This window comes from Martinezella miluonensis, from assembly GCF_900094545.1.
In the GTDB taxonomy this organism is placed as follows: Bacteria; Pseudomonadota; Alphaproteobacteria; order Rhizobiales; family Rhizobiaceae; genus Rhizobium; species Rhizobium miluonense.
Window position 1 is genome coordinate 1 of sequence record NZ_FMAH01000068.1, and the last position, 24,615, is coordinate 24,615.

The 24,615-nt window shown below is 60.1% G+C and carries 23 protein-coding genes and 1 pseudogene; 16 read left to right on the forward strand and 8 right to left on the reverse strand.

Annotated elements, in window-relative coordinates:
• From GA0061102_RS30755 to GA0061102_RS30765, 3 genes and pseudogenes are all read right to left on the reverse strand, one after another.
• Window positions 1-217: pseudogene (locus GA0061102_RS30755) on the reverse strand (IS110 family transposase); the annotation flags it as partial.
• A gap of 117 nt (window positions 218-334) precedes the next feature.
• The gene (locus GA0061102_RS30760) at window positions 335-1,879 is read right to left on the reverse strand and encodes a sugar ABC transporter ATP-binding protein (protein ID WP_092856207.1); all 1,545 of its coding nucleotides are present in this window, start codon (window positions 1,877-1,879) and stop codon (window positions 335-337) included.
• A gap of 104 nt (window positions 1,880-1,983) precedes the next feature.
• Window positions 1,984-2,940: a sugar-binding protein gene (locus GA0061102_RS30765; protein ID WP_092856245.1), complete on the reverse strand. Its 957-nt coding sequence runs from the start codon at window positions 2,938-2,940 to the stop codon at window positions 1,984-1,986.
• 402 nt (window positions 2,941-3,342) lie between these two features.
• Here GA0061102_RS30765 and GA0061102_RS30770 point away from each other — a divergent pair, with 402 nt between their 5' ends.
• Together GA0061102_RS30770 and GA0061102_RS30775 are read left to right on the forward strand one after the other, a co-directional pair.
• Window positions 3,343-4,455, forward strand: coding sequence for a LacI family DNA-binding transcriptional regulator (locus GA0061102_RS30770; RefSeq protein ID WP_092856247.1), 1,113 nt, complete (start codon window positions 3,343-3,345; stop codon window positions 4,453-4,455).
• A gap of 130 nt (window positions 4,456-4,585) precedes the next feature.
• On the forward strand, window positions 4,586-5,398 hold the full coding sequence (locus GA0061102_RS30775) for an alpha/beta fold hydrolase (protein ID WP_092856209.1): 813 nt from the start codon (window positions 4,586-4,588) through the stop codon (window positions 5,396-5,398).
• A gap of 54 nt (window positions 5,399-5,452) precedes the next feature.
• On the opposite strand, the gene GA0061102_RS30780 is transcribed toward GA0061102_RS30775, so the two are convergent.
• On the reverse strand, window positions 5,453-6,928 hold the full coding sequence (locus GA0061102_RS30780; protein WP_092856211.1) for an amidohydrolase family protein: 1,476 nt from the start codon (window positions 6,926-6,928) through the stop codon (window positions 5,453-5,455).
• 168 nt (window positions 6,929-7,096) lie between these two features.
• Here GA0061102_RS30780 and GA0061102_RS30785 point away from each other — a divergent pair, with 168 nt between their 5' ends.
• The 7 genes from GA0061102_RS30785 (at window position 7,097) to GA0061102_RS30820 (ending at window position 15,684) form a co-directional block, all read left to right on the forward strand.
• The gene (locus tag GA0061102_RS30785; RefSeq protein WP_092856213.1) at window positions 7,097-8,662 is read left to right on the forward strand and encodes an ABC transporter substrate-binding protein; all 1,566 of its coding nucleotides are present in this window, start codon (window positions 7,097-7,099) and stop codon (window positions 8,660-8,662) included.
• A 431-nt stretch (window positions 8,663-9,093) separates the two neighbouring features.
• Window positions 9,094-10,062: an ABC transporter permease gene (locus GA0061102_RS30795; protein ID WP_092856217.1), complete on the forward strand. Its 969-nt coding sequence runs from the start codon at window positions 9,094-9,096 to the stop codon at window positions 10,060-10,062.
• Window positions 10,063-10,089: 27 nt separating this feature from the next.
• Window positions 10,090-11,043: an ABC transporter permease gene (locus GA0061102_RS30800; RefSeq protein ID WP_425348582.1), complete on the forward strand. Its 954-nt coding sequence runs from the start codon at window positions 10,090-10,092 to the stop codon at window positions 11,041-11,043.
• A 4-nt stretch (window positions 11,044-11,047) separates the two neighbouring features.
• Complete coding sequence (locus GA0061102_RS30805; RefSeq protein ID WP_092856221.1) at window positions 11,048-12,241, forward strand: amidohydrolase family protein; 1,194 nt, start codon at window positions 11,048-11,050, stop codon at window positions 12,239-12,241.
• Entirely contained in the window at window positions 12,241-13,734 is a 1,494-nt protein-coding gene (locus GA0061102_RS30810) for an amidohydrolase family protein (RefSeq protein ID WP_092856223.1), read from the forward strand. Before GA0061102_RS30805 ends, GA0061102_RS30810 begins: the two co-directional genes overlap by 1 nt.
• Window positions 13,727-14,710 (forward strand): ABC transporter ATP-binding protein, encoded by a 984-nt coding sequence (locus tag GA0061102_RS30815; RefSeq protein WP_092856225.1) that lies wholly within the window; start codon window positions 13,727-13,729, stop codon window positions 14,708-14,710. The genes GA0061102_RS30810 and GA0061102_RS30815 overlap by 8 nt, the downstream gene beginning before the upstream one ends.
• Window positions 14,707-15,684 carry an ABC transporter ATP-binding protein gene (locus tag GA0061102_RS30820; RefSeq protein WP_092856227.1) on the forward strand — a complete coding sequence of 326 codons (978 nt, stop codon included), beginning with the start codon at window positions 14,707-14,709 and terminating at the stop codon, window positions 15,682-15,684. Before GA0061102_RS30815 ends, GA0061102_RS30820 begins: the two co-directional genes overlap by 4 nt.
• 23 nt (window positions 15,685-15,707) lie before the next feature.
• On the opposite strand, the gene GA0061102_RS30825 is transcribed toward GA0061102_RS30820, so the two are convergent.
• Window positions 15,708-16,385, reverse strand: a complete 678-nt coding sequence (locus GA0061102_RS30825; RefSeq protein ID WP_092856229.1) for a GntR family transcriptional regulator — start codon at window positions 16,383-16,385, stop codon at window positions 15,708-15,710.
• Between the two features lie 136 nt (window positions 16,386-16,521).
• Here GA0061102_RS30825 and GA0061102_RS30830 point away from each other — a divergent pair, with 136 nt between their 5' ends.
• From GA0061102_RS30830 to GA0061102_RS30845, 4 genes are all read left to right on the forward strand, one after another.
• Window positions 16,522-17,151 carry a flavin reductase family protein gene (locus tag GA0061102_RS30830; RefSeq protein WP_092856249.1) on the forward strand — a complete coding sequence of 210 codons (630 nt, stop codon included), beginning with the start codon at window positions 16,522-16,524 and terminating at the stop codon, window positions 17,149-17,151.
• A 22-nt stretch (window positions 17,152-17,173) separates the two neighbouring features.
• A complete protein-coding gene (locus GA0061102_RS30835; protein WP_092856231.1) occupies window positions 17,174-17,896 on the forward strand; it encodes an aspartate/glutamate racemase family protein in 723 nt (240 codons plus the stop codon).
• Window positions 17,897-18,085: 189 nt separating this feature from the next.
• A complete protein-coding gene (locus GA0061102_RS30840; protein WP_092856251.1) occupies window positions 18,086-18,676 on the forward strand; it encodes an ankyrin repeat domain-containing protein in 591 nt (196 codons plus the stop codon).
• 90 nt (window positions 18,677-18,766) lie between these two features.
• Window positions 18,767-19,603: a bifunctional allantoicase/(S)-ureidoglycine aminohydrolase gene (locus GA0061102_RS30845; RefSeq protein ID WP_092856233.1), complete on the forward strand. Its 837-nt coding sequence runs from the start codon at window positions 18,767-18,769 to the stop codon at window positions 19,601-19,603.
• Between the two features lie 102 nt (window positions 19,604-19,705).
• On the opposite strand, the gene GA0061102_RS30850 is transcribed toward GA0061102_RS30845, so the two are convergent.
• Window positions 19,706-20,302: a nucleotidyltransferase domain-containing protein gene (locus GA0061102_RS30850; RefSeq protein ID WP_092856235.1), complete on the reverse strand. Its 597-nt coding sequence runs from the start codon at window positions 20,300-20,302 to the stop codon at window positions 19,706-19,708.
• A gap of 264 nt (window positions 20,303-20,566) precedes the next feature.
• Here GA0061102_RS30850 and GA0061102_RS30855 point away from each other — a divergent pair, with 264 nt between their 5' ends.
• A complete protein-coding gene (locus tag GA0061102_RS30855) occupies window positions 20,567-21,007 on the forward strand; it encodes a YqaA family protein (protein WP_092856237.1) in 441 nt (146 codons plus the stop codon).
• 34 nt (window positions 21,008-21,041) lie between these two features.
• On the opposite strand, the gene GA0061102_RS30860 is transcribed toward GA0061102_RS30855, so the two are convergent.
• Together GA0061102_RS30860 and GA0061102_RS30865 are read right to left on the reverse strand one after the other, a co-directional pair.
• Entirely contained in the window at window positions 21,042-22,028 is a 987-nt protein-coding gene (locus tag GA0061102_RS30860; RefSeq protein ID WP_092856239.1) for a LacI family DNA-binding transcriptional regulator, read from the reverse strand.
• Between the two features lie 16 nt (window positions 22,029-22,044).
• Window positions 22,045-23,061, reverse strand: a complete 1,017-nt coding sequence (locus GA0061102_RS30865; protein WP_092856241.1) for a Gfo/Idh/MocA family protein — start codon at window positions 23,059-23,061, stop codon at window positions 22,045-22,047.
• Between the two features lie 289 nt (window positions 23,062-23,350).
• Here GA0061102_RS30865 and GA0061102_RS30870 point away from each other — a divergent pair, with 289 nt between their 5' ends.
• Complete coding sequence (locus GA0061102_RS30870) at window positions 23,351-24,097, forward strand: ThuA domain-containing protein (protein ID WP_092856243.1); 747 nt, start codon at window positions 23,351-23,353, stop codon at window positions 24,095-24,097.
• Window positions 24,098-24,385: 288 nt separating this feature from the next.
• A partial coding sequence (locus tag GA0061102_RS30875) for a dihydrodipicolinate synthase family protein (RefSeq protein WP_208858727.1) occupies window positions 24,386-24,615 on the forward strand: 230 nt, incomplete at its 3' end.

A 24,615-nucleotide genomic window follows, 5' to 3' on the forward strand; every position in this document is an offset into this window, starting at 1 on the left:
CCAGACCCGCCTCTGTCATTCCGGCATGGAGCCACTGCGACAAGGGTCCGGCCTCCAGACCAATCCGTTCCATCGCCACGCCGTGCTCGCCAAACCAGGCGATCAGCGCATCGGGTTCACTGTGGACCTTTGCTTCACGCACAATGCGGCCATCCGCATCCACCACGCACACACTTGAGTATTCCAATGATACGTCGATGCCGGCATACTGCTTCATGGTCGTCTCTCCGTGATGCTATGGAGCAGGTCTCTCCTGACTCCGCGACACCATCATTGTGAGGGACGACCACCAGCCATTCAAACCTGGCTGGCCGGGCTCCGCCCGTTACACCATCTAGTGTAGCGTCTTGCCGACGGCCAGCAAAAGCACGTTTTCCTGACTGAACTGGTCCTTGTCGAGAATGCCGGCGATCTGGCCTTCGTGCATGACCGCGATGCGGTCGGAAACGCCGATGACCTCTTCCATGTCGCTGGAAATCATCAGGATCGCGACGCCGGCATCGGCGAGCTTGCGCATCAAGCTATAGATTTCATTCTTCGCACCGATATCGATGCCGCGCGTCGGCTCATCGAAGATCAGAACCTTCGGGCGCATCGACAGCCATTTGGCAAGGACGACCTTCTGCTGGTTTCCGCCCGAAAGCGTACCCGTCCGGGTCGAAATCGAGGGCGCCTTGATGCCGAGCTGCCGGCGCTGCGTTTCGGCTGCTGCGTTTTCCAGCTCCGACGACACCATGAAATGGGGTGCATAGGTCGGAAGGTTGGGAAGGGATATGTTCTGCGAGATCGGCATGTCCAGCAGTATGCCGGCGAGCTTGCGATCCTCGGGGATAAGGAAGATGCCGTTGGCGACCGCTTCCCGGGCAGAGGTAAGTTTTACCTTTCGCCCATTAAGGATAGTAGCGCCGTCGCCATAGCTTCTGTCGATCCCGAAGAGGACGCGTGCAAGCTCCGTCCGGCCTGATCCGACAAGGCCGGCGAGCCCAAGGATCTCGCCATATCTGATGTCGAGGTCGACCGGCCGGGTCGGATAGGCCGCTGTGCGGATGGCCGAAACTTTCAGCGCGACATCACCCGGTGGGCGGGCAGGTTCCTCATCGCGAGCGCTCAATGCGCGGCCGATCATCAGCTTGACCATGCGATCATGGTCGATCGAGTCTTTGGGCAATGTCCCGGCAAGTGTTCCGTCGCGCAGCACGATGACGCGATCGGCGACGCGCTCTACCTCATGCAGGCGGTGCGAGATGAAGATGACGCTGATGCCTTCCGCCTTGAGCGACGATATGACGGTGAGCAGCTTTTCGGTCTCGGCAAGCGGCAGGCTGGACGTCGGCTCATCGAGAATGACGAGGCGCGCATTGATGGAGAGCGCCTTGGCGATCTCGACCATCTGCTGCTGCGCGAGCGACAACGAAGCCACCGGCGTATCCGGGGAAAAATTTGCGCCGACGCGTTTCAGCAGAGGAGCGACCATCGTTCGAAGGCGATCTCGGTCGACCAGCTTGAGAACGCCGCCGCGCAAGGGTTCGCGACCGAGGAAGATATTGGCAGCGACATCGAGATTTTCGAACAGGTTGAGCTCTTGATGGACGAAGGCGATCCCGGAGGCAATGCTGCTCTCCACGGTAAAGGCGCCGTGTTCGGCCCCATCAAGCCGAATGGCGCCGCGATCCGGCTTGACCACGCCGCCCAGGATTTTCATGAGCGTCGATTTGCCGGCGCCGTTTTCTCCGACGAGGCCGATGACCTCGCCGGGGCTGACATCTATCGAGAAATTGTCGAGTGCGATGACGCCAGGGTAGGTCTTGCCAATTCCCGAAAGGCTGAGAAATGGCAGCGTGGCTTCCGTTGATGCCAATGTGTCAGATCTTTGATTCATACGAATATTGCGCCTGTACGATGTGACTTCAAAAGCCGCTGCGTCGTGTGCAATCGCATTCGAGCAGCGCCGGTCCTCGCAACCGGCGCCGCTGCAGGATGGCCTTACTTGCCAGCCATCGCTTTCAGATTGGCAGCATAGGTGTCCACATCATCCTTGCCGATGATCTTCGTCGGGATGATGATCAGCTTGTTGGCAGGAACTCCCGACTTGTCGCCCTTCAGATAGGCGGCCATCAGCTTCATGCCCTGATAGGCCCAGAGATAGGGCTGTTGCACGACCGTGGCAGCAATCGTTCCTTCCTTGACGCCGCCAAGCGTGATCGGATCGTCATCGAAGCCGACGACGGTGATCTGACCGAGCTTGCCTGCTTCACGCAGCGCCTCGTAGATGCGTGGCGTGTTGTAGGAGTAGAAGCCGACCATGCAGGTCACATCGGGGCTTGCAACAAGTGCATCTTCGACGTTTTTCTTGGCTCTGGTCTGGTCGATATCGTCGCCACGCACGTTGGTCAGCACGATCTTCGTGCCCGCCAGGCCGTCCTTCATGCCCTGGATGCGCTCCTTTGCATTGTCTGCGCCGAGCAGACCCACGAAGCCGATGCATTTGCCCCCGTTCGGCATGGCTTTCTTGGCGATTTCGGCGGCCTGCTTGCCGGCATCGACGTTGGAGGAGCCGATATAGGCGACGCGGTTGGTATCCGGCGCATCGCTGTCGGTCGTAAACAGGGCGGTTTCGGAACCGATCTTATTCAGACCGTCGGTCGAGGTCTTGGGATCGACGGCGGAAACCATGATGCCTTTGACGCCGGCGGAAACAAGATCGTCCATCAGTCGTTGCTGGATCGCGACCGAAGACTGCTCGGGATATTTCAATTCCATGTTGAAGTCCGGCAGCTCGGCCTGGGCTTTTTTGACGCCGGCCTCGGCTGCCTTCCAGAAATCGGATGCGCCGTTGACGACAAATGCGAGCGTCGGCTTGTCGGCTGCGTAAGTCACCGTTGCATAGCTTAACATCAGCCCTGCCGCAAAGGCGGCAGCGCCCCGTGTTAGGTACGTCATGATCATCCTCCCATAGATTCGCTGGCGGGATCTAGTTGCAACTCGCGGCAGATCGGTCCTGCACCCCCTCCTAGGGTCTCTCGCCAAGCGAGACACGGCACGTCCAGCCACGGCGCGACGGTATACGACTAATTTCGATTAGTAAATAGAATTAGTACTACAATATCGCGGGTACGAGACGTCAAACCGCCGGCATTCTCGCAACTTGCTTCAATTTCAAGCGATCTTCGGCTCGGACTGTGGATGGTATCCGCATTCGCGTCTGCGCCGGTTGCCGAGATTGATCCATCGGTGATAATAGATATTAGCGCGCGAGGCAGGCGGTGGGGCAATTGGTCGGTTTCGCTTGATGGGAGATGAAACGTCATCATGAAGAAAATGCCGGCCGCAAACGGCGATCAGATGGTCGACGACGACAAGGCGCCGAAACGAAATGCCCGCCGTCCCGGCAACAGGGTCACGATGACCGACATCGCCAAGGCCGCGGGGTGTTCGCAAAGTGCGGTGTCCTTCGTTCTGAACAACACGCCCGGCATGCGCCTATCGCAGCAAACCCGCGAAAGGGTTATCGAGGCGGCGCGTCAGCTCGGCTATGTCGCTCCGGTATTTTCCACGCCGCCGGCGCTGCTGTCGCCATCGAAACTGGATGGCATTATCGGCTTTGCCGTCGACCAGCTCGCCACCAGCCCGGAAGCGGTCGTTGCCATCGAAGGCGCGCGGCAGGCGTCCTGGAACGCCGGCAACGTTTTGCTCGTCGCCCAGACCATGAGCGATCCGACCATGGAGCCGAGGGCGATTAAGGCGCTCAGCAGCAGCGGCATTTCGGCTCTGATCTATATGACCATATTCACCCGCGAGGTGGAGATTCCGGATTATCTCTACGATCTCAATATCCCGATCGTGCTCCTCAATTGCTACACCTCGGATTATGCATTTCCGGCAGTCGTTCCAAGCGAGATTGCGGGCGGCCAGACGGCGACCCGACATTTGATCTCGCATGGCCACCATCGGATTGCGACGATCACCGGCGAACCATGGATGCAGGCGGCCCAGGATCGGTTGACGGGCTACCGCCGGGCGCTGGCGACCGCCGACATTCCCTTCGATCCGGAGCTGGTCATAGAAGGCGACTGGTCGGCCAGCGCCGGCTACTCCGCGACGATGAAGCTGCTTTCCCTTACCGAACGCCCGACGGCGATCTTCTGCCAGAACGACCGCACCGCCATCGGTTGCTATGAGGCTCTCAAGGAGGCGGGGCTTCGCATTCCGGAGGACATGTCGGTCATGGGGTATGACGATGAAGACATCTGCCGTCACCTCGTACCGCCATTGACCACCTCGGTTCTTCCGCACATGGCCATGGGGCAATGGGCGATCGAACATCTGGAAACCGCGGTCCTGCCGCGGGAGCGCCGCTATCAGATCACCAAGCTCGAATGTTCGCTCGTCAAGCGGGCATCCGTTGCGGCTCCGGCCGGAACCAAGGCCGGCCGTCGCAAGGCCCGGAAGATCTGATCCTTGCCGAGCCGGCCGCAGCGTGAGCCAATGAGAAACGGTACTAAAATCATATTGCCAAGCGGGCGCCATCCAGACATGACACTCCTGCTGGATATATGGGGGCGACACAACGGTTCGGAGAGTTGACGTGACTGAGATCAGCGAGAAGGAATATTGGATCGAGAGCCCGGGCGGACGGCTTTTTGCCAAGTCCTGGACGCCGCGCGATCCGGTGTCGAACCCGCCGCTGATCCTGTTTCACGACTCCCTCGGATGCGTCGCGCTTTGGAGGCAGTTTCCGCAATTGCTCGCCGCGGCTCTCAATCGGCAGGTCATCGCTTATGACCGCCTGGGCTTCGGGCGCTCGGACCGCCGCACGGATATTCTGAGCCGGGATTTCATCGCTGTGGAGGCAGAGCAATATCTGCCTCTTCTTTGCGAGAACTTATCGCTCCAGGAATTCATCGCCTGCGGGCACAGCGTCGGCGGTGGCATGGCGATATGGGCGGGAGCGAGATTTCCAGTACAGTGCAAGGCGGTAATCAGCATCGCCGCCCAGGCCTTTGTAGAGGACCGAACCTTGACGGGGATAAGGGTCGCCGAAAAAGAATTCGAATTGCCAGAGAACATGAACCGTTTGGCCAAGTACCATGGCGACAAAGCAAAATGGGTTCTGCATGCCTGGATCGATACATGGCTGGCCCCGGAATTTGGCGATTGGAACCTGGACGCAGCGCTTCAGGCACTTCGTTGCCCGCAACTGACGATCCATGGCGAATACGATGAATTCGGCTCCGTTGCGCATCCCCGCCGGATCGCGGGGACGCATGGAGAATGCCGTATCTTGCAAGGCGTCGGGCACACTCCGCATAAGGAGTGCCCGGAATTGCTGGTGGAGGTGATTGAAAGCTGGCTTTCTTCGCCGGCTGCCGCTTCTCCGAAGGTAGCCGACGACCGCTGAAGCCCCGAGGGCCAGCATCGATCCGCCAGCGAATCTGCGGCGACGGCTTTGGCCTTAACAGTCCGGAGCCTGCGGCGGCTTTACCGGTTCGGCGAAAGTACGCTGCAGCTTGCCCCAGCCTGGATCGTGCATATGAGCATGCAGGCCGGCCCGATCGGCAAGGGCAAGGGCCTCCTGTTGGCCGAAATCAAGTGCGGCATCGACATCCGTCGTGAGCACCTTGCCGGCTTCCATCAGCACCTTGCCGTCGACGATCACCGTGTCGACATCGCTTCCCAGAACCTGATGAATGAGGCGGTGAACCGGCATCCAGTTCGGCATCAGATGCGGCTTGCGCATGTCGATGATGGCAATATCGGCTTTCTTGCCAACTTCGAGCGACCCGATCTCGCGCTCCATGCCGAGAACCCTGGCGGCATCGATGGTGATCATCTCGAAGACCTTGCCCGGCGGCAGCAGGTACCGGTCGTGGTTATGCAGGATATGTTGCGTCGATTGGAACAGTCTGGCGGTCTGGAGCATGTCGAAGTGCCGGCTGGGAGAAGCGCCGTCCGAGGTGATGGCCAAGGAGATGCCTCTTGCCATCATTTCCAGGACGGGCGTAGATCGACCGGGTGGAGCGTGGGTAACGTGGGTGCCCGTCTCGGCCAGGATGTCCATCTCCTCATGCGAGATACCCCAGCAATGCTGCAGATGGATGTCGGGTCCGAGAAGCGCGTTCTCCTTGTCCTGAAACGCCATGCGGATCTGGCCGGCGAAGGCGTCGGAATGGATGCGCACGCCCCATTTGCGGGCAGTTTCGCGAACCCGGCGCACCTGCATGCGGTCGCCATCCGTCAGATTGATTGCCTGGTCCGGCGTCGATGCGTTGGAAGGTTCCACCGACGGTACGATGGTGAACGGCGTCAGGAAGACGCTGATGCGTCCGTCTGCGCTGCCGTTCACCGCCTCGATCACCGCTTCCGAGCCCTCGATCATCTCTTCGAAGGCGATGTTGCGCCGCTCGGGCTTGCCGCTTTCCCAGCGGGTGACGGGATGCGGCCAGGGAAGGCCTGAGGGTCCGACACAGACGATCTCGCGCAAGCCGAGTTCGGTGTAGGCGCGTGCGTGGTTGATGGCGAAAACAGGGTCGTCGGCGCGCGGCATCGAGGTGATGACGCTCGCTCCTGTCGTCACCCCGGCGCGAAGCCGCTCCAGGCCCGACACAAGTCCGTCCGCATACCAGAAGTCGCGGGTAACATAGTGATAGTAGGTCGGCGTCACTACCCGCATCCATAGGGAGTTGGTATCGGCGGCGATGCTGCGGATCAGCGCATGGCCCGCATGGCCGTGCGCGTCGATGAGGCCCGGGATGATCATCTTGCCGCGACAGTCGATCACCTTTTTCCCGGCATGACAGGGTGCCAGTTCCTCTGCGGTGCCAATGTCGACAATCCGATCGCCGGAAATCGCGAGCGCGCCATCTTCTATGATCCGCCGCTCCTTGTCGACGGTAACGATCGTTCCATGCAGCAGAAGCAGGTCTTCCATATTTTCCTCCGGTATTTCAGTTGTCCGATTTGGCGCCGATCTGGCCGAGTTTTGGGTACGATAATTGTCAACAATTTAATTGACAATAGCGGGTGCCGCATTGATACTCCGGTCAAACTGGGCAGGCTCGTCAGATCGGGACCCAGCAAATAACTGAGGGAGGAAACATTGATTGGCTTGAAGAAGATCATCATCGCCGCACTGGCCACAGCTGCGCTGGCCGCGCCCGTCGATGCTGCGACATTGCGCTGGGGTAGCAGGGCGGACATCTACTCGCTGGATCCGGATTCGGTTCCGTCCACGTCGAACCTCGCCTTCCTCAATCACATCTATGAGGGGCTGGTTCGCTATGATGCGAATTTCAAGATCGAGCCGGCGCTTGCCACCGAGTGGAAGCTGATCGACAACAAGCATTGGCGCTTTAGCCTGCGCAAGGGCGTGAAATTCCACGACGGCGCCGATTTCACCGCCGATGACGTCGTCGCATCGTTCAAGCGCGCTTCGGATCCTGCTTCGCCGCTGCGCGGCAATATTCCGCTCTATGCCGGCATTCAGAAGGTCGATGACTACACTGTCGACATTGAGGTTTCCGCACCCACCTCGCTGTTCCTGAACGACATCACCAATATCTTCGTCTTCAATGCCAAGTGGCTGAAGGACAATAACAGCGAAAAGCCGACGGATTTTGCATCAAAGGTCGAAGGCTATACCACGATGCATACCAACGGCACCGGGCCGTTCAAGCTCGACAGCCGTGTTCCTGACGCCAAGACGGTGCTGGTTGCCAATACCAGCTGGTGGGATCAGAAGAAGCATAATCTCGATCGCATCGAGTTCGTGCCGATCGCCTCGGCCGCCACACGCGTCGCCGCTCTGCTTTCGGGCGAGATCGACTTCATCGATTCCGCACCGATCCAGGATTTGCCTCGTCTGGAGTCCACGCCGAACATCACGGTGAAGAAGCGCACGGAACTGCGCACCGTCTTTGTCGCCTTCAATCGCAAGGAAAAGCTGGAAGACGGTCGGCCGAATCCGTTCAGCGATATCCGCGTGCGCCAGGCTTTCGAAGCCTCGGTCGATCGTGATCTGATCAACAAGAAGGTGATGCGTGGCCTGGCCCGTCCGTCCGGCTCGCTGATCGCCCCGGAAATCTCCGGCTATGCGAAGGATCTCGATACCTTCAAGCCTGCTGATCCCAAGCTCGCGCAAAAGCTGCTGGACGACGCCGGCCAGAAGAATCTCGCCTTCACCTACACCTGCATGAACGACGAGAGCATCAACGAAGAAGATATCTGCTCCGGCCTCGCCAACATGCTGAAACGCAGCGGCTTTCAGCCTAACATCGATATCGGCCCGCGTGCAGTGCAGACGCCCAAGCGCAGCAATGGCAAAGCCGATGTTTTCAACCTGAGCTGGGCCAACGAGCCGACGCTCGATGCCTACTCGCTGCTGTCGCAGGTTCTGTCCACCCGCAAGGGCGCCATGGGCGTATCGAACTACGGTGGCTGGTCCAATCCGGATCTCGATAAGCTGGTGGCGCAGGCAGCGCAGGAGCCGGACAATGAAAAGCGGCTCGCCCTGGAAGGGCAGGCGCTGAAGGTCGCCAAGGATCAGGTCATGCTCGTACCGCTCCATCAACAGCCGATCGCCTGGGCAGTTCTGGGCAAGGTCAAGAGCATCGACTTCCGTGCCGACAACAAGCCGCGCCTCTGGCTGACGCAAATGGCCCAATAACGGCCGGCACGTCCAAGCATCGAAATAAAGGAGAGCGCCTTGCGATCCCGCAGGGCGCTCTCTTCCTTTTTGCCGATTTCTCCCGTCGACAGGAATTGTCGCAATCGCGTTATCCCGCAGATAGCCCTCCCTCGCAGGGCTCCGGCCAGTCAGGGTCTCTCTGTCCAACATTAGCGTACAATATTGTCGACAATCGCGTTGACAACGTCGAAATATCTGCGTTAATGGTTCACCAAGAGAGTGAGGGAGGAGGTCCGCAGCAAGCGATGCTCGCATTGCCATGGCCGTCAGCGATGATGGCTTCAAGCAATATGTCGCATGCATTTGGTAGCTCGCTGCCGCCGATTTTCCCCACCCCATTGCTGAACGTGAATTCCGTCAGGCCACCCAGATAAGTCTGTCGGAGACCGAAGCGAAGCTTAGAGGTCCCCATGCTGGTTTTCATCATCAAGCGTCTCGGGAATGCAATCCTGGTCATGCTTGCCGTTGCCTTGCTGGCATTCCTGATCTTCCGGCTTGCGGGCGATCCGGTGGAATTGATGGTCGGCGAACAAACGTCTCAAGCGGATCGTGCGGCGCTGCGCGAACGACTTGGCCTCAATGACAGCCTGCCGACGCAATATGTGCGGTTCGTCGTCAACGCGGCGGAGGGCAATTTTGGCGTCTCCTACCGCAATGGCCAGAAAGTGCTGCCGCTGATAGGCGAGCGCTTCCCCGCCACGCTGGAGCTCGTTTTCGTTGCAACGCTGATTTCGCTGGTGTTCGGCATTCCTTTGGGCGTGCTGACGGCGATCAAGCGCGGCAAGTGGTATACGGAGGGGCTGCAGTTCCTCTCCATCGTCGGCGTGTCCCTGCCGAGCTTCGTCGTTGGCATTCTGCTTATTCTCGGCTTTTCGGTCACTTTGGGATTGCTGCCCGCTTTCGGTCGCGGCGACGTGGTGCAGCTTGGCTGGTGGTCGACTGGATTCTTGACCTCCTCCGGCCGTGCCGCGCTCATTTTGCCGTCGATTGCGCTTTCGCTCTACCAGATCACGCTCGTCATGCGTCTGGTGCGCGCCGAGATGCTCGAAGTACTGCGCTCCGACTACATCAAGTTTGCCCGCGCTCGCGGCATTCCGCGCTGGCGCATCTATTTCCGCCATGCCCTGCGCAACTGTCTTATGCCTGTCGTCACCATGACGGCGATGAATGTCGGATCGCTGATCGCCTTCGCGCTCATCACTGAGACGGTGTTTCAGTGGCCGGGCATGGGCATGCTCTTCGTCCAGGCGGTTACCTTCCTCGATATTCCTGTCATGGCGGCCTATCTCTGCATCATCTCCTTCATCTTTGTCGTTCTCAACACGTTGGTGGACATCGCCTACGCAGTGATCGATCCCCGCCTGCGCACCGCACGCTGATCGAAACCAGGAGCCTGTTCGATGACCATGGAACTGTCCGAAACGTCGAAGCCGGAAAAGCCCCTGCGTCCGTCGCTTTTCAAGCGCCTTCGCAGCAGCGACCTCTGGTGGTCCTTCACCCACAGCAAGGCGGCGATCATCGGCGCGACGATCCTTGCCGTACTGATCCTTACGGCGCTGCTAGCGCCGCTGATTGCACCGCAGAATCCCTATGACGGCGCGCAGCTCGATATGTGGAAGGCGGAATTGCCGCCGATCTGGCACGAGGGCGGCGAAATGCCCTATCTTCTCGGCACGGATACCCAAGGGCGCGACATGCTGTCTGCCGTTCTCTACGGCACGCGCATTTCCATCGTCATTGGCATTGCCTCGGTCGTGCTTTCGCTGCTGATCGGTCTGGTCGCCGGTCTGGTCGCCGGCTTCTTCGGCGGTTTCATCGACAATCTGCTGATGCGCATCGGCGACATCATGCTGTCCATCCCAACCATCCTCGTGGCGATCCTGGTGTCCACGGTCGTGCGGCAGATGCTGCCGGAAAGCCTGCGGGAGATCGGTGCTTCTGCCGTGCTTGTCTTTGCCATCGCGCTGTCGAGCTGGGTGCAATATGCCCGCACGGTGCGCGCGCAGGCGATCGTCGAAACCGGCAAGGATTATGTGCAGGCAGCAAGGCTGATCGGCGTGCCTGCGCGCCGCATCATGGCCAAGCACATTCTGCCCAATACGCTGACGCCGATCATGGTGGCGGCGACGCTCAATTTCGGCATGGCGATCCTTACTGAAGCCACGCTGTCCTTCCTTGGCATCGGCATGCCGCCGAGCCAGCCGTCACTCGGCACGCTCATCCGCATCGGTAACCAGTTCCTGTTTTCCGGCTCCTGGTGGATCGTGCTGTTTCCCGTCATCCAGCTTTGCCTGCTGGTCGTGGCCGTCAACCTGCTTGGCGACTGGCTGCGCGACGCCCTTAATCCCAAACTGAGGTAAGTTCATGAACGATCTTCTGCTCCGCAATATCAGGCCCATGGCTGGAGAGACCTGCGACATCCTGATCCGCGACGGAAAGATTGCTGGTTTCGGAACGTTTGAAGCCGAGCCAGGCATGCCGGTCGAGGATGGTGGCAATGCAATCGCCGCACCCGGCCTGATCGACGCCCATACCCATCTCGACAAGACCACCTGGGGCATGCCGTGGCATGTCAATAATCGTGCCGCTGTCCTGCGCGAACGCATCGATTTCGAGCGCGAGTACCGTCTGGAGATCGGTATCGATCCGCATCGCCAGTCCATGCGCCATGCCATCGGTCTGGCGGCGCATGGTGGTACGCATATCCGGAGCCATGTCGATATCGATCCGGTTCATGGTTTGCGGCTCGTCGAAGGCGTGTGGGAAACCCGCGAGAAGCTCAAGGGCATCATCGACATCGAAATCGTCGCTTTCCCGCAGTCGGGCGTGATGGTCATGCCCGGCACTGTTGAACTGCTTGATGAGGCCCTGCGTCAGGGCTGCGAAGTCCTGGGCGGCATCGATCCTTGCGGCATCGACCGCGATCCCAAGGGCCAGCTGGATATCCTGTTTGCCCTTGCCACCAAACATGGCGTTCCGATCGACATTCACCTGCACGAAGCGGGCGAGCTCGGCGCCTTCACGATGGAGATGATGTTCGAGCGCATTCGCGCCAACGGCATGCAGGGCAAGGTGGCGATCAGCCATGCCTTTGCGCTCGGCATGAACGACTATCTGCGCGTCGGCAAGCTGATCGACGAGATTGCAAAGCTTGATATTGCAATTCTTACCACTGGCGCGCCTTCGGCAGCCGTGCCTTCGATCATACGCCTTAAGGAAGCAGGCGTGCGCGTCGGCGGCGGCTGTGACGGCATCCGTGATACCTGGGGTCCTTGGGGCCACCCGGACATGCTCGATCGCGCCCAGGTCATCGGCATGAAGAACGGACTGCGCTCCGACCGTGATCTGGAACACGTCCTCCATGTCGTGTCGCAGGGCGGCGCCGATGTCATGCAGATCGAGAATTACGGTCTGAAGGTTGGCTGTGACGCCGATTTCACCCTGCTGGCTGGCGAAACGCTCGCTCACGCCGTCGTCGATATCGCGCCGCGCCCGCTCGTGGTCAAGGGTGGCCGTGTGACTGCGCGCGGCGGACAAGCCGTGGTGGAGATGCCCTGATGGCACATGCAATGGAAAGTCTCTCGCTTGGCCATCGCCCGGAAGGGCGCACGCTGATCACCGCGAGCTGGGTCGTCGGCCACAAGGAAGGCAGCCATAGGCTGCTCCGCAACGGCCAGGTCGTGTTCGAAAACGGCGCCATTCTCTTCGTTGGCCACAATTTCCAAGGCGAAGTGGCGCGCCGCATCGATTTCGGCAATGCTGTTATCAGCCCCGGCTTGATCGACCTCGATGCCCTGTCCGATCTCGATACCACCATCCTCGGCATCGACTGCCATCCCGGCTGGGCCAAGGGACGCGTCTGGCCGCGCAGCTATGTGGAAGCTGGCCCCTACGAGATGTATTCGCAGGAAGAGCTGGCATTCCAGAAGCGTTTTGCCTTCGGACAGCTGCTGCTGAATGGCATCACCACCGCCGCTCCGATCGCCTCGCTGTTCTATCGCGAATGGGGCGAGACCGTCGCCGAGTTCGACGCGGCGGCTGAGGCTGCCGGCGATCTTGGCTTGCGCGTCTATCTCAGCCCCGCCTATCGCTCGGGCGGCATGGTGCTGGAAGCGCCGGGCAAGATGGTTCCGGTCTTCGACGAAGAGCGCGGCTTTCAGGGCCTGAAGGACGCCGTCGCCTATATCGAGCGGCAGAATGGTCGGCATGGCGATCTCGTGCGCGGCCTTCTGGCGCCGGATCGGGTGGAGACGTCGACGCTTGCCCTTCTGCAGCGCACCGATGCTGCCGCGCGCGATCTCGGCTGCAAGTTCCGCCTGCATATGGCGCAGGGCACGATGGAAGTCGACACGGTGCGCATGTTGCATGGCTCGACCGCTCCCGTCTGGCTCGCCAAGCATAAGCTGCTGAGCGACCGGATGATTGCGCCTCATGCGACGAATGCCACGGAAGAAGATCTCGGGCTTTATGCCGAAAATGGCGTTTCCATCGTGCATTGCCCGCTGGTTTCCGCCCGCAGCGGTTCGATCCTCAATTCCTTCTCGAGCTGCCGCAAGCGCGGCATCAACATCGCCATGGGCACCGATACGACGCCGCCGGACATGCTGATGAACCTGCTTACAGGCCTCATCACCTGCCGCATCAGCGATCATGCGCCGGACCGGGTGCGCTCTGCCGATCTGTTCGACGCGGCAACGCTCGGCGGCGCCAAGGCACTCGGTCGCTCGGATCTCGGCCATCTGTCGGCCGGAGCCCGTGCGGACATCGCCGTTTTCAGCCTGGATGACGCGATCATGGCGCCATCGGTCGATCCGATTACGACGCTGGTCGTCGGCGGTTCGGGCAAGGTGACGCGCGCTGTCTTCGTTGACGGCCGGGTATCCATGCTGGATCGGCAATTGGCCGGTTTCGATATGGAAAAGGCGCGCATCCAGGCGCAGGCCCAGTATGACGGCCTGATTGCGAAGTATCCGGAGCGCAGCTGGAACCATCCGCCTGTTTCGGAAATCTTCCCGCCGAGCTATCCGATCGAGGTGGAGAGCCATGGTTGAGGCGCAACAGCCGGTCATCGACGTCCGGAACCTCAAGGTGGAGTTCCCGAGCCGCCGGGGCACCGTCACGGCGCTATCGGATATCAGCCTGTCCATTCGGGCCGGCGAAATCCTCGGCGTCGTTGGGGAGTCCGGTGCGGGAAAATCCATGACCGGCCTTGCCATCCAGGGGCTTCTCGAGCGTCCCGGCCGCATCGCCGGTGGCGAAATCTGGCTCGGCAAGCAACGGATCGATGCGCTGGACGATCGGGCGATGGAGCGCGTTCGCGGTCGCGAGATCGGCGCGATCTTTCAGGATCCGCTGACCTCGCTCAATCCGCTGTTCACCGTCGGCGCGCAGCTTTCGGAAACGATCCGGCAGCATCTGTCGCTCGGCAAGGCCGAGGCAAAGGCGCGCGCCGTACAGCTATTGCGGGATGTCGGCATTCCCTCGCCGGAGGAGCGGGTCAATCACTATCCGCATCAGTTTTCCGGCGGCATGCGTCAGCGCGTCGTCATTGCCCTTGCGCTTGCGGCCTCGCCCAAATTGATCATCGCCGACGAGCCGACCACGGCGCTCGATGTGTCGATCCAGGCGCAGATCATTTCGCTGCTCCGTCGGCTGTGCAAGGAAAAGCAGGCGGCGATGATGCTGGTGACCCACGATATGGGCGTGATCGCAGAGGCTGCGGACCGTGTGGCTGTGCTTTACGCAGGCAGACTCATTGAAATCGGCGAGGTCGAGCAGGTGCTTCATGCGCCGCGCCATCCCTATACGCAGGGGCTGATGGCTTCCATTCCCTCGCTCGGAGCGCGGGTAAAGAAGCTGAACCAGATCGATGGCTCGATGCCGCGGCTGGATGCGATCCCGCAAGGATGCGCTTTCAATCCACGCTGCAAATCCGCTGGTCCGCGCTGTCGGCGCGAGCGGCCCGAACTGATGCCGGCCGGCAATGGCTTAAGCGCCTGCTGGCTTAACGCGGGAGGCACCGCATGACGACTTCCTCTCGAAATGTGGCCGCGCTGACCGTCAACGGGCTGGTCAAGACGTTCGACGTTTCCGCTCCATGGCTCAACCGGGTTGTGGAACGCAAGCCGCGCCAGTTTCTTCAGGCCGTCAACGACATCAGCTTTACCGTGCCGGCGGGCGGTTGCCTCAGCATCGTTGGCGAAAGCGGCTGTGGCAAGTCGACGGTAGCAAGGCTTGTGACTGGGCTTTACGCGCCGACGGGCGGCGAAGTCCGCTTTGCGCCGGGGCGCAGCGGCGCGCCGCTCTCTGCCCAAATGATCTTTCAGGATCCCTACGCCTCGCTCAATCCGCGCTGGCGGGTGAAGAACATCATTGCCGAACCGCTGCGCGAGCTGAAGTTGCGCAAAACCGCGGCCGAGATCACCGAGCGGGTCGAGGAATTGCTGGTGACCGTCGGTCTTTCCGTTTCGGACGGCGAGAAGTTTCCGCATGAGTTTTCCGGCGGGCAGCGTCAGCGCATATCGATTGCTCGCGCGCTTGCCAGCGAGCCGGAATTCCTCGTCTGCGACGAGCCGACATCCGCGCTCGACGTTTCGGTGCAGGCACAGGTCCTGAACCTCATGCGCCGGCTGCAGGACGAATTGGGCCTGACCTATCTCTTCATCAGTCACGACATGAGCGTCGTCCGGCACATGTCCGACCGCATCGCCGTGATGTATCTGGGCCGGATCGTCGAGGAGGGGGATACGGAAGAACTCTTCGCCCGCCCGCGCCACCCCTATACCCAGCTTCTGCTGCAAACCATCCCCAGCATCGACGCCCCCAAACGCGATCAGGAACTGGTGGGCGGCGAGGTACCTAGCCCCCTGAAGCCACCATCGGGCTGCACCTTCCATCCAAGGTGCCCGCTGGCCACCGTAAGGTGTTCGGCGGAGGTGCCTGAGGTTCGCAGGCTCTCGAATGGAACGAGGGTGGCGTGCCATCTCGTGGCGGACGCGTGATCGATGCGGATGCCTCGGCCGCCTCAGGCCAGGGCGGCACGCAGGTCGTGCGAGAGGTCGCGGATCTCGGTCAGGTCGAGTTCCGATTCGACGTGCTCGAGGTGGTGAGCCATCAGATGGGTGGCTCTGTCCGCATCGTTGCCGACGATGGCCTCGACGATCTCGGCATGTTCGTCGGGACCGCAATTGAAGCGGTTGGTGTTGCGGTAGACGGCCGTGATCAGCGAGGAGCGGGAGATCAGGTCGCGCATGGTAGCGAAGAGGAAATCCGAGCCGACCGTCTCCGCCAGCAGCAGATGGAAGCCGCCGGAAAGCTTGATGATATCGGTGGTGATGTCCTGCGTATTGGCGATCCGCTCCTTGGCGACATGGTCGCGCAGGCGCTTGATGTCGGCCTTGGAGATTCCCTTGCAGAGCCGCTCGACCACGCAGCGCTCGACCGTGCGGCGAACGAAGAAGACGTCGCGGGCCTCCTCGACGGAAGGTTTGCACACGAAGGCGCCGCGATTGGGGATGATGGCGACGAGACCGTCGCGCTGCAGCAGTGCCAGAGCCTGGCGAATGCGCGCGCGGCTGACGTTGAAGATGGTGGCCATCTGCTCTTCCTTGAGCTGGACACCGGGTCTCAGCCGTCGCTCGGCGATAGACAGCCAGACTTTCTCGACAATCTGCTGAACAGAGACCCCTGTTTGGTCGCTCATGAATCTCACTCCTCGTTGCGGCTAGAGAAGCGCGAAGCGAAGGGAAAAGTCAATCACAACAATCGGTTTTTGATTGCAAAATTGTCTACAATATGGAATAATATTGTCAATCAAAATCAATCCGCAGGATGGCGCAATGGAATTCGACTTTGCCGAGCTTGAGCCTCAAAGCCGATATCGGCTTCTGACGAACTTCATCGGGCCACGTCCGATCGCTTTGGTCACGACGCGTTCGCCCGCCGGTCACAACAATGCGGCCCCGATGAGCTTCTTCAACGTGTTCTCGCACGATCCGCCGATCGTGGTGCTGGGCATACAGCCGCGCCTGAGCGGCGAGGAAAAGGATACGCTCGCCAACATAAGGCGGACCCAGGAATTCGTGGTCAACATGGTCGACATGGGGATCTCGCAGCAGATGCTGGTCTGCGGCCTGGGTTTTGACAGCGAATTCGATGAGCTCGCCATGGCCGGCCTCACGCCGAGCGCCTGCCGCAAGATCGATGCGTCCTTTGTCCAGGAGGCTCCCTGCGTCTTCGAATGCCGGGTCGAGCGCCTCATCGATTATCCGCGGCGCACGCTGGTACTGGGCGAAGTCGTCCACATGCATGTGCGGCGCAATTGTCTCGACGCCGAAGGTCACTACGTCGACCCGGAACATTATCAACCGATTGCCCGCCTGCATGCCGACAACTACATCGTTTCGGATCGCCAGTTCGTCCTTAAGGCTCCCCCAATCACCGACTTCATAAAGCCGCAGCGCGACTAAGGATGGATGAAAGGTCCTTCTCATGCATATTCGTCTCATCAATCCCAACTCCACGGCTTCCATGACGTCCCAGGCGCTGGACAGCGCATTGCGGGTCAAGCAGCAGGATACGAAAGTATCGGCGGTGAACCCGCTGGACACGCCAGTCAGCATCGAAGGCGGTGCAGATGAGGCCGCTGCCGTGCCGGGAATGCTTGCCGAAATCCTCAAGGGCGAGATGCTCGGGGTTGATGCCTATGTCGTCGCCTGCTTCGACGATCCCGGTCTTCACGCCGCCCGCGAAGTCGCCCGCGGACCCGTCATCGGCATTTGCCAGGCGGCCGTACAGGTGGCCATGACCATCAGCCGCCGGTTCTCGATCATCACGACGCTGCCGCGCTCCATCCCCATTATCGAGGATCTGGTGAGCGATTACGGTGCGGAACGCCATTGTCGCAATGTTCGCGCCATCGACCTGCCGGTGCTTGGCCTGGAGGAGGATCCCGTACAGGCAGAGCGCCTGCTGGTCGCCGAAATCGAGAGGGCCAAGAAAGAAGACCGCGCCGAAGCCATCATTCTCGGCTGCGCGGGCATGTCTTCCCTTTGCGATCGACTGCAGGCGGCAACCGGCGTTCCAGTCATCGACGGTGTCACGGCCGCCATCAAGCTTGCGGAAGCACTTGTCGGCGCTGGCTACACGACCTCGAAGGTCAATGCCTATGATTATCCTCGCGTCAAGGAAATGCCGCGCCGCAACTGCGCCTAACCGATCGTCAACCGAGAGCTTTCATGCCGAATGAACCGGGTTTGGGATATTCGATTTGCGCTGCCGCCGCTTTTTGCCGCCTCTGTTCCTGGCAGGCCATTGTGGCGGCACCTATGGAAGCTGGCCTTGCTCTCTGCATGGCTCCTCCTCACGGTTCTTTACCTTCCTCTTCTTGCTAACGGTAACTCCATGGATCTTCGATTGCACAATGCGGCTGCTCTGGACGATGTTGCGGCTATCCGACGGCTTCTTGCGGGCGGCGCGAATATCGATGCGCGGGACGAGAGCGGCGCGACCGCTTTGCTGGTCGCCACGCACGGCAACAAGGTAAATGCCGCACGAGCACTGATCGAGGCCGGCGCCAACGTCAATGCCAAGGACGATATTCAGGACAGCCCCTATCTCTATTCGGGCGCCCGCGGCCACCTGGAGATCCTCAAGCTCACGCTTGCCCATGGGGCGGACCTTGCGAGCGTAAACCGTTATGGCGGCACGGCGCTCATTCCGGCGTCGGAGCGCGGCCATGTCGAGACGGTCGATACGCTGATTAAGGCTGGCGTCAATGTCGACCACGTCAATCGGCTCGGCTGGACGGCCCTACTGGAGGCCATTATCCTCAGCGACGGTGGTCCGCGTCATCTGCGACTCGTCGAGTTGCTGATCAACGCTGGAGCGAATGTCAATATCGCTGATCATGAAGGTGTGACACCGTTGCAGCATGCTCGTGGCCGCAGTTACGACAAGATCGCGGCATTGTTGGAAAAGGCGGGAGCGAAGTGACGCAGTATTAAGGCTTTGCCGCCATCCAATAGAGAGATGGGGGCGAAGGCTGCAGCCTCCCGGAAAATTGTGAGAACGAAGGGCGAGACGATGCAAAAAATCTATTATTCCTCCCTTGGCGGCCACCCGCCGCAGAGCGATCTCCTGACGGGACGAGCCGTCTTCACCGAGGCCTATGCGGTCATTCCCAAAGGAGTCATGCAGGATATCGTCACCAGCTTCCTGCCGTTCTGGAACGATACGCGCTGCTGGGTGATCGCTCGCCCGCTCTCCGGCTTTGCCGAGACCTTTTCGCAATATGTCATGGAAGTGGCGCCGGGCGGCGGCAGCGATCGGCCGGAACAGGATCCGGAAGCCGAAGGCGTGCTCTTCGTCGTCGATGGCGAGATCGAACTGACGCTGCCGACCGGCAAGCACGTTCTCCAGCCGGGCGGCTATGCCTTCCTGCCGCCGGGCCTGAAGTGGTCGCTCCACAACCGCTCTGGTGGCCATGCGCGGTTCCACTGGATCCGCAAGGCCTATGAGTCCGTTGAAGGATTGGCTCATCCCGAGCCGCTGATCCTCAACGAAAAAGATATAGCACCTTCAGTGATGCCCGACACGGATGGGCGGTGGGCGACGACGCGTTTCGTCGATCCGACCGATCTGCGCCACGACATGCATGTGACGATCGTCACCTTGCAGCCGGGCGCCGTCATTCCCTTTGCTGAGACCCATGTGATGGAGCACGGCCTTTACGTGCTACAGGGAAAGGCGGTCTATCGCCTGAACCAGGATTGGGTCGAGGTGGAAGCCGGCGACTTCATGTGGCTGCGCGCGTTCTGCCCGCAGGCGTGCTATGCCGGAGGCCCAGGGCCGTTCCGCTACCTGCTCTACAAGGACGTCAATCGCCATATGACGCTCCGCCCCTTCGGCTCACGCCGCTAAGCAGAGCAGGTTTAAGCGGGATAGCTCCTCGCAAGCTCGCGCCCTGCCGGCGCGGGCTTTTGCGTTTCTAGGCTGCGGGTCACCGTAGCCTCGGCCGTTGGATCAAAGTGCTGCCAGCCATTGATGGTTCGGATGGGCTAAATCCAGCCACCGCCGCAGCGTTTCCCTTTCGGCAAAATCGAGCCGGGGCAGGGCACGCGCGAAGTCCGCCTCGTCCTTGTCCCGGAGATATTTGGCCTTGAACAGCAACACGGCGGCGGGTGCCAGATAGGGTATTCCCGTATCGCTGATCCGGATGATCTCGGAACGAGGCGCCTGGATGGACGGGTCACGCTTGTAAATCCAGGTCGAAGACGTTCCTCTTTCGAGCATCATGTCGACGCGCCAACATGCGTTGCGAGCATCCAGGCCCCACAATTGCGAAACATGCGGTGGCGGCACTTCAGTCGGAGCGAGATGCTCGATGACCCCCGAATGAACGGTGAAGAAATCCAGCTCTCCCAATACTTCGCGAAACTCCTGCATGCTCTCAGGCAGGATCGCAAACTCCAGATCCTCGTGTTCGCGCGTTCGAGTGCCGTGCCAAAGGTCCAGCGCCCATCCGCCGACCACATACCAAACGCCGGACGCATGCTTCAATCGGCCCGCAAGCTCGGAAGGCGGCCATGGGGACCAGGCATCGTCGGAGATCGGGTTCATTGATTGCTCAGCTTACATAGAGAATTATGACGTTGTCTGCCGAGGGATACTCGCGCGAGTTGCTGCGGGCAAGCGAATATCACGGCTGTTCCTCACCGGAAAGCAGATCTCTTTCGGACCTTATGGTCGCCAGGCGATGGGGCTCGTTGACACGCACCTTCTCCTGAAAGATAGAGGCATCATGAAAGAGAGCGTCAACGACATGCTCCTGGAGACGGGCTGGCTCCCTGTGCGATGCAAGATGACTACGGGATTTGTTGAGCCATGATCGATCTTGCAGCCTATTTCGGCCTGTTCGTGGCAGCGCTTGCCGCGGCAACGATCCTGCCCATGCAGTCCGAGGCCGTGCTTGTCGGCATGCTGCTGACTGGGTCCTATTCGACCTTCATGCTTGTTGCCGTCGCGAGCTTCGGCAATGTACTTGGCTCGCTGGTGAATTGGGGCCTGGGGCGCTGGATCGAGCGCTTTCGCCATCGACGTTGGTTCCCCGTCCGCGAAAGTGCGATGGAGCGGGCGCAGGGCTGGTATCGCCGCTACGGCCGCTGGTCGCTGCTGGCAAGTTGGCTCCCGATTGTTGGTGATCCGATCACTGTCGCTGCTGGCGCGCTGCGCGAGCCATTGCCGACGTTTCTTTTGCTCGTCGCGATTGCCAAGATTGGTCGCTACGCCGTGCTGGCATTCGCGACCACGAGCCTGGCGTCGTGATGAGGTGAGAGATCACGGGCGCACGCCAGAGCCCCTAGCAGGTAGAGCCCCAGCGAACGGAATATTCGTGGGTGACGATGGTGGCGCTTTCCCTGCCGAGGGCCTGATCCTCGATGAAGCCGATGATCGTATCCATGTAGGCGGCGTAATCCAGCGCAAGCGTGGTTAGGTCGTTGCACTCCCACATTGCAAGGTTGACACCATCCTGTCCGATGATCGCCAGATCTTCGGGCACCTTCCTCCCCAGAACCTTCGTCGCCGCATCGCGAACGCCGATCGCCATCACGTCGTTGCCGCAGACCACTGCGTCGACCGGTGATCGGCGAAGAAGCATGACGGCTTCCTTGAAGCCCGAGTCGTAGGAGTAGTCGCCGTGGCTCTCGGCGATGAAGCCGAGACCATGTCTGGCAAGCGCATCGGCAAACCAGCGCTTGCGTTGCTTGTCGATCCAGCTGGAGTTGCGGCCGGTCAAATATGCGAAGCGGCTGCGGCCCGCAGACAACGCCTTTTCGACTACCTCCACTGCGGCCTTCGAGCCATCGACGAGCAACTGCGATATGTTGGGATCGGAAATGGGCTCGAAGGAGACCATGATCGGACGCGCCGTCCTGAAGATCTGAACGGCGTCCGCCATGGGAACCATGTCGGAGAAAATGACAGCGTGGTCCACCTGATAGGCGGAAGCCATCCGCATGAGGTGCGCCCGATCGTCGTATCCCGCACAGCAAAGCAGGATAGGCAGCAACTCGTGCTCCTGCAGCCGCTGGGCCAGATATTGCAGCTGTTGGCCTTCGCACGGGTTTTCTATCGAGTTCACGACGAGGGCGACCAATCGCGACCGCTGGCTGTTCAATGAACGGGCGATCGCGTTCGGACGATAGCCATGCTCCTCGGCGATGGACATGATCTGCTTTCTCGTCCGATCACTGATCCGCGGATCCCCCGAAAAAGCCCTTGAGATTGTCGAGGAAGAGACCCCGGCAAGCTTTGCGATTTCCTTCGAGGTGATGCGTTTGTTCATTCCCGTTTCCTATCGGCTAGCCGATATCGGAGATCCTCACCGATTCTCCGTCGTGTGCCGCAGATCTCTTGATAGCATCCCAGAGGCGCGCAAAGCGAAGCCCATTCTCCACGGTGGAGAGGTTTTCCTCCTCGCCGCGACGAATGCGAAGGAAGGATTTCAACGGATTCTCCAGATGGGCAGCCTCGGCAATCTCACGGGTGCTAGATTTCCCGTTCAGCTCGATTTCGCGCCAGGCACCCCAGGCGTCTATTCGCACGATCGCCTTCGAATAGAACAATGTCATGTGCGACGCACATCCAGGAGGGCCTTCGCCTGCTGCGTTGAAGGTCACCAGGGCGCCGTTTTCGAGACGCGCTGCGACCGCGCAGGTGATGTCGATGGGTTTGGCGTAATTGTTCATATAGGCGGATACACGTTCGAATTCGGAGCAAACGAGGAGGCACACGGTATTCATCATGTGCGCGCCGGTATCGAACATGAAGCCACCGCCGGAAAGCTCGGGCTTCTGCTTCCAATGACCGTTATACTGTGAGGACCAGCCCTCCCATATGGTCGCCGACACGCTGACCAGCTCGCCGAATTCGCCTGCGGATGCGCGCCTGTAGGTGTCTTGCACGAGTGGTGACAGCGCGCCGTTGAATGCGATGACGGCGACGTTGTTGGCCTTCGATCTGGCCTCGATCAGCGCCCTTGCCTCGATCACCGAAGTCACCATCGGCTTTTCCAGGAACAGATCGAGGCCGGCTTCAGTGACGGCCAGCGCCTGTTCGGCATGGGAGGCATGGGGCGTCGATACATAGACGGCGTCAAGATCGTTCCGGCATTCAGCAAGCATCACCCGAAAATCGTCGAAGTCCCGCGGCGCTTTGCAGCCTGCAGCGCCGCAAATGTCGGCCAACCGTCGACGCGATGCCTCGCTGACATCGGCTGCCGCTACGAATTCGATTTCAGGCATGCGCACCCAGCTGCGGGCATATTCTGCGGCCTTCAGCCCGGCTCCGATGACCGCAAGACGAACGGGCTTTGACATAAACTTCTCCATTTGCGCACACGTTTGCATAAGGATTGGTAGCCTCTGTACGAAAAATATTCAATGAAAAACATATTGATAACTATGTATCTGGTGATAGATTGACCGCGGTGTCGAAAATTATTGCTGTACGTGTGTACATTGTTGTGGTGATTGGAGGTCGCGGGAGGAGCTAAGGGGAGAGATGTTGAAGAGCGTTCTTCTTGCCGGCGAATGTGCCGCGGACCCGTCACCTTTTGCAGGTGCTTGCCGAGCATAAATCTCCTGAAGCCCGCCTGGGGAGCATGAAATGACGATAAAAGTGACCATCTGGAACGAGGGCCGGCACGAGCAAACCGATGAGATCGTGCAAAAGCTCTATCCCGATGGAATGGGTGGGGCGATCGCCAGCGGAATTGAAAGCTCGGATTTCGATATCCGGCTGACGACTTTGGACGATCCGGAGGAGGGGCTGCCGGATTCGCTACTAGACGATACCGACGTCCTACTCTGGTGGGGGCATGTGGCGCATGATGAGGTCAGCGACGGGCTTATCGACCGCATCCAGCAGCGCGTGCTGATGGGCATGGGCCTCCTGATCCTACACTCCGGCCATCATTCGAAGCTTTTCCGACGCCTGATGGGAACGAATGCCAACCTTTCCTGGCGCGAGCTCCCCGAAGGCGATCTCGAACGCGTGTGGGTCATCAATCCCTCCCATCCGATCGCGGAGGGGCTCCCCCCGTATTTTGAAGTCGAAGCTTCGGAAATGTATGGCGAGCCCTTCGATATTCCCCAGCCTGACGAGTTGATCTTCATCTCCTGGTATTCCGGCGGCGAAGTGTTCCGCAGCGGCTGTACCTTCCAGCGCGGTCGCGGCCGCATCTTCTTCTTCAGTCCCGGCCACGAAACCTATCCTGTATATCATAACCAGCATGTTCTGAGGGTGATCTCCAACGGAATCCGCTGGGCGCAACAGAAGCATACGGATGGCAGGATTCTTGAGAACTGGCACCGGAAGGAGCCGTTGCACAGGAAGACTGTGTCCGGATCTTGAGGCTCCTCCCGTGGGAGGTCGGGGCGTCCACGCTCCGGCTTTCTGCGGGACGTTCAATTTGCCGGTCGAAAATCACCCGAGCCTTGCAGAGCGCTTTCCCGATACAGGTTTCGGGGGTGAAACTGTCGCTGACGGCAGCCGGCTGCCCGATTCATGAATTCCGATCCTTATATATTTCTTGTCGACAAATTGAATACAAATATGTATGGATGGTGAACAGGGTGACGTGCGGCCGGGAATGCGGCTGGACATCGTTGCCGATGCACTTGCAGCCAAGAGGATAGACAGATGACATCCAGCATTTTCTCCGGCGTGATCCCGGCCCTGATGACCCCGTGCAAGGCCGATCGCAGCCCCGATTTCGATGCCCTGGTCAAGAAGGGCAAGGAACTGATCGCCGCGGGCATGTCGGCGGTGGTCTATTGCGGCTCGATGGGCGATTGGCCGCTTCTGAGCGATGCCCAGCGCATGGAAGGCGTGGAACGGCTGGTCAAGGCGGGCATCCCGGTCATCGTCGG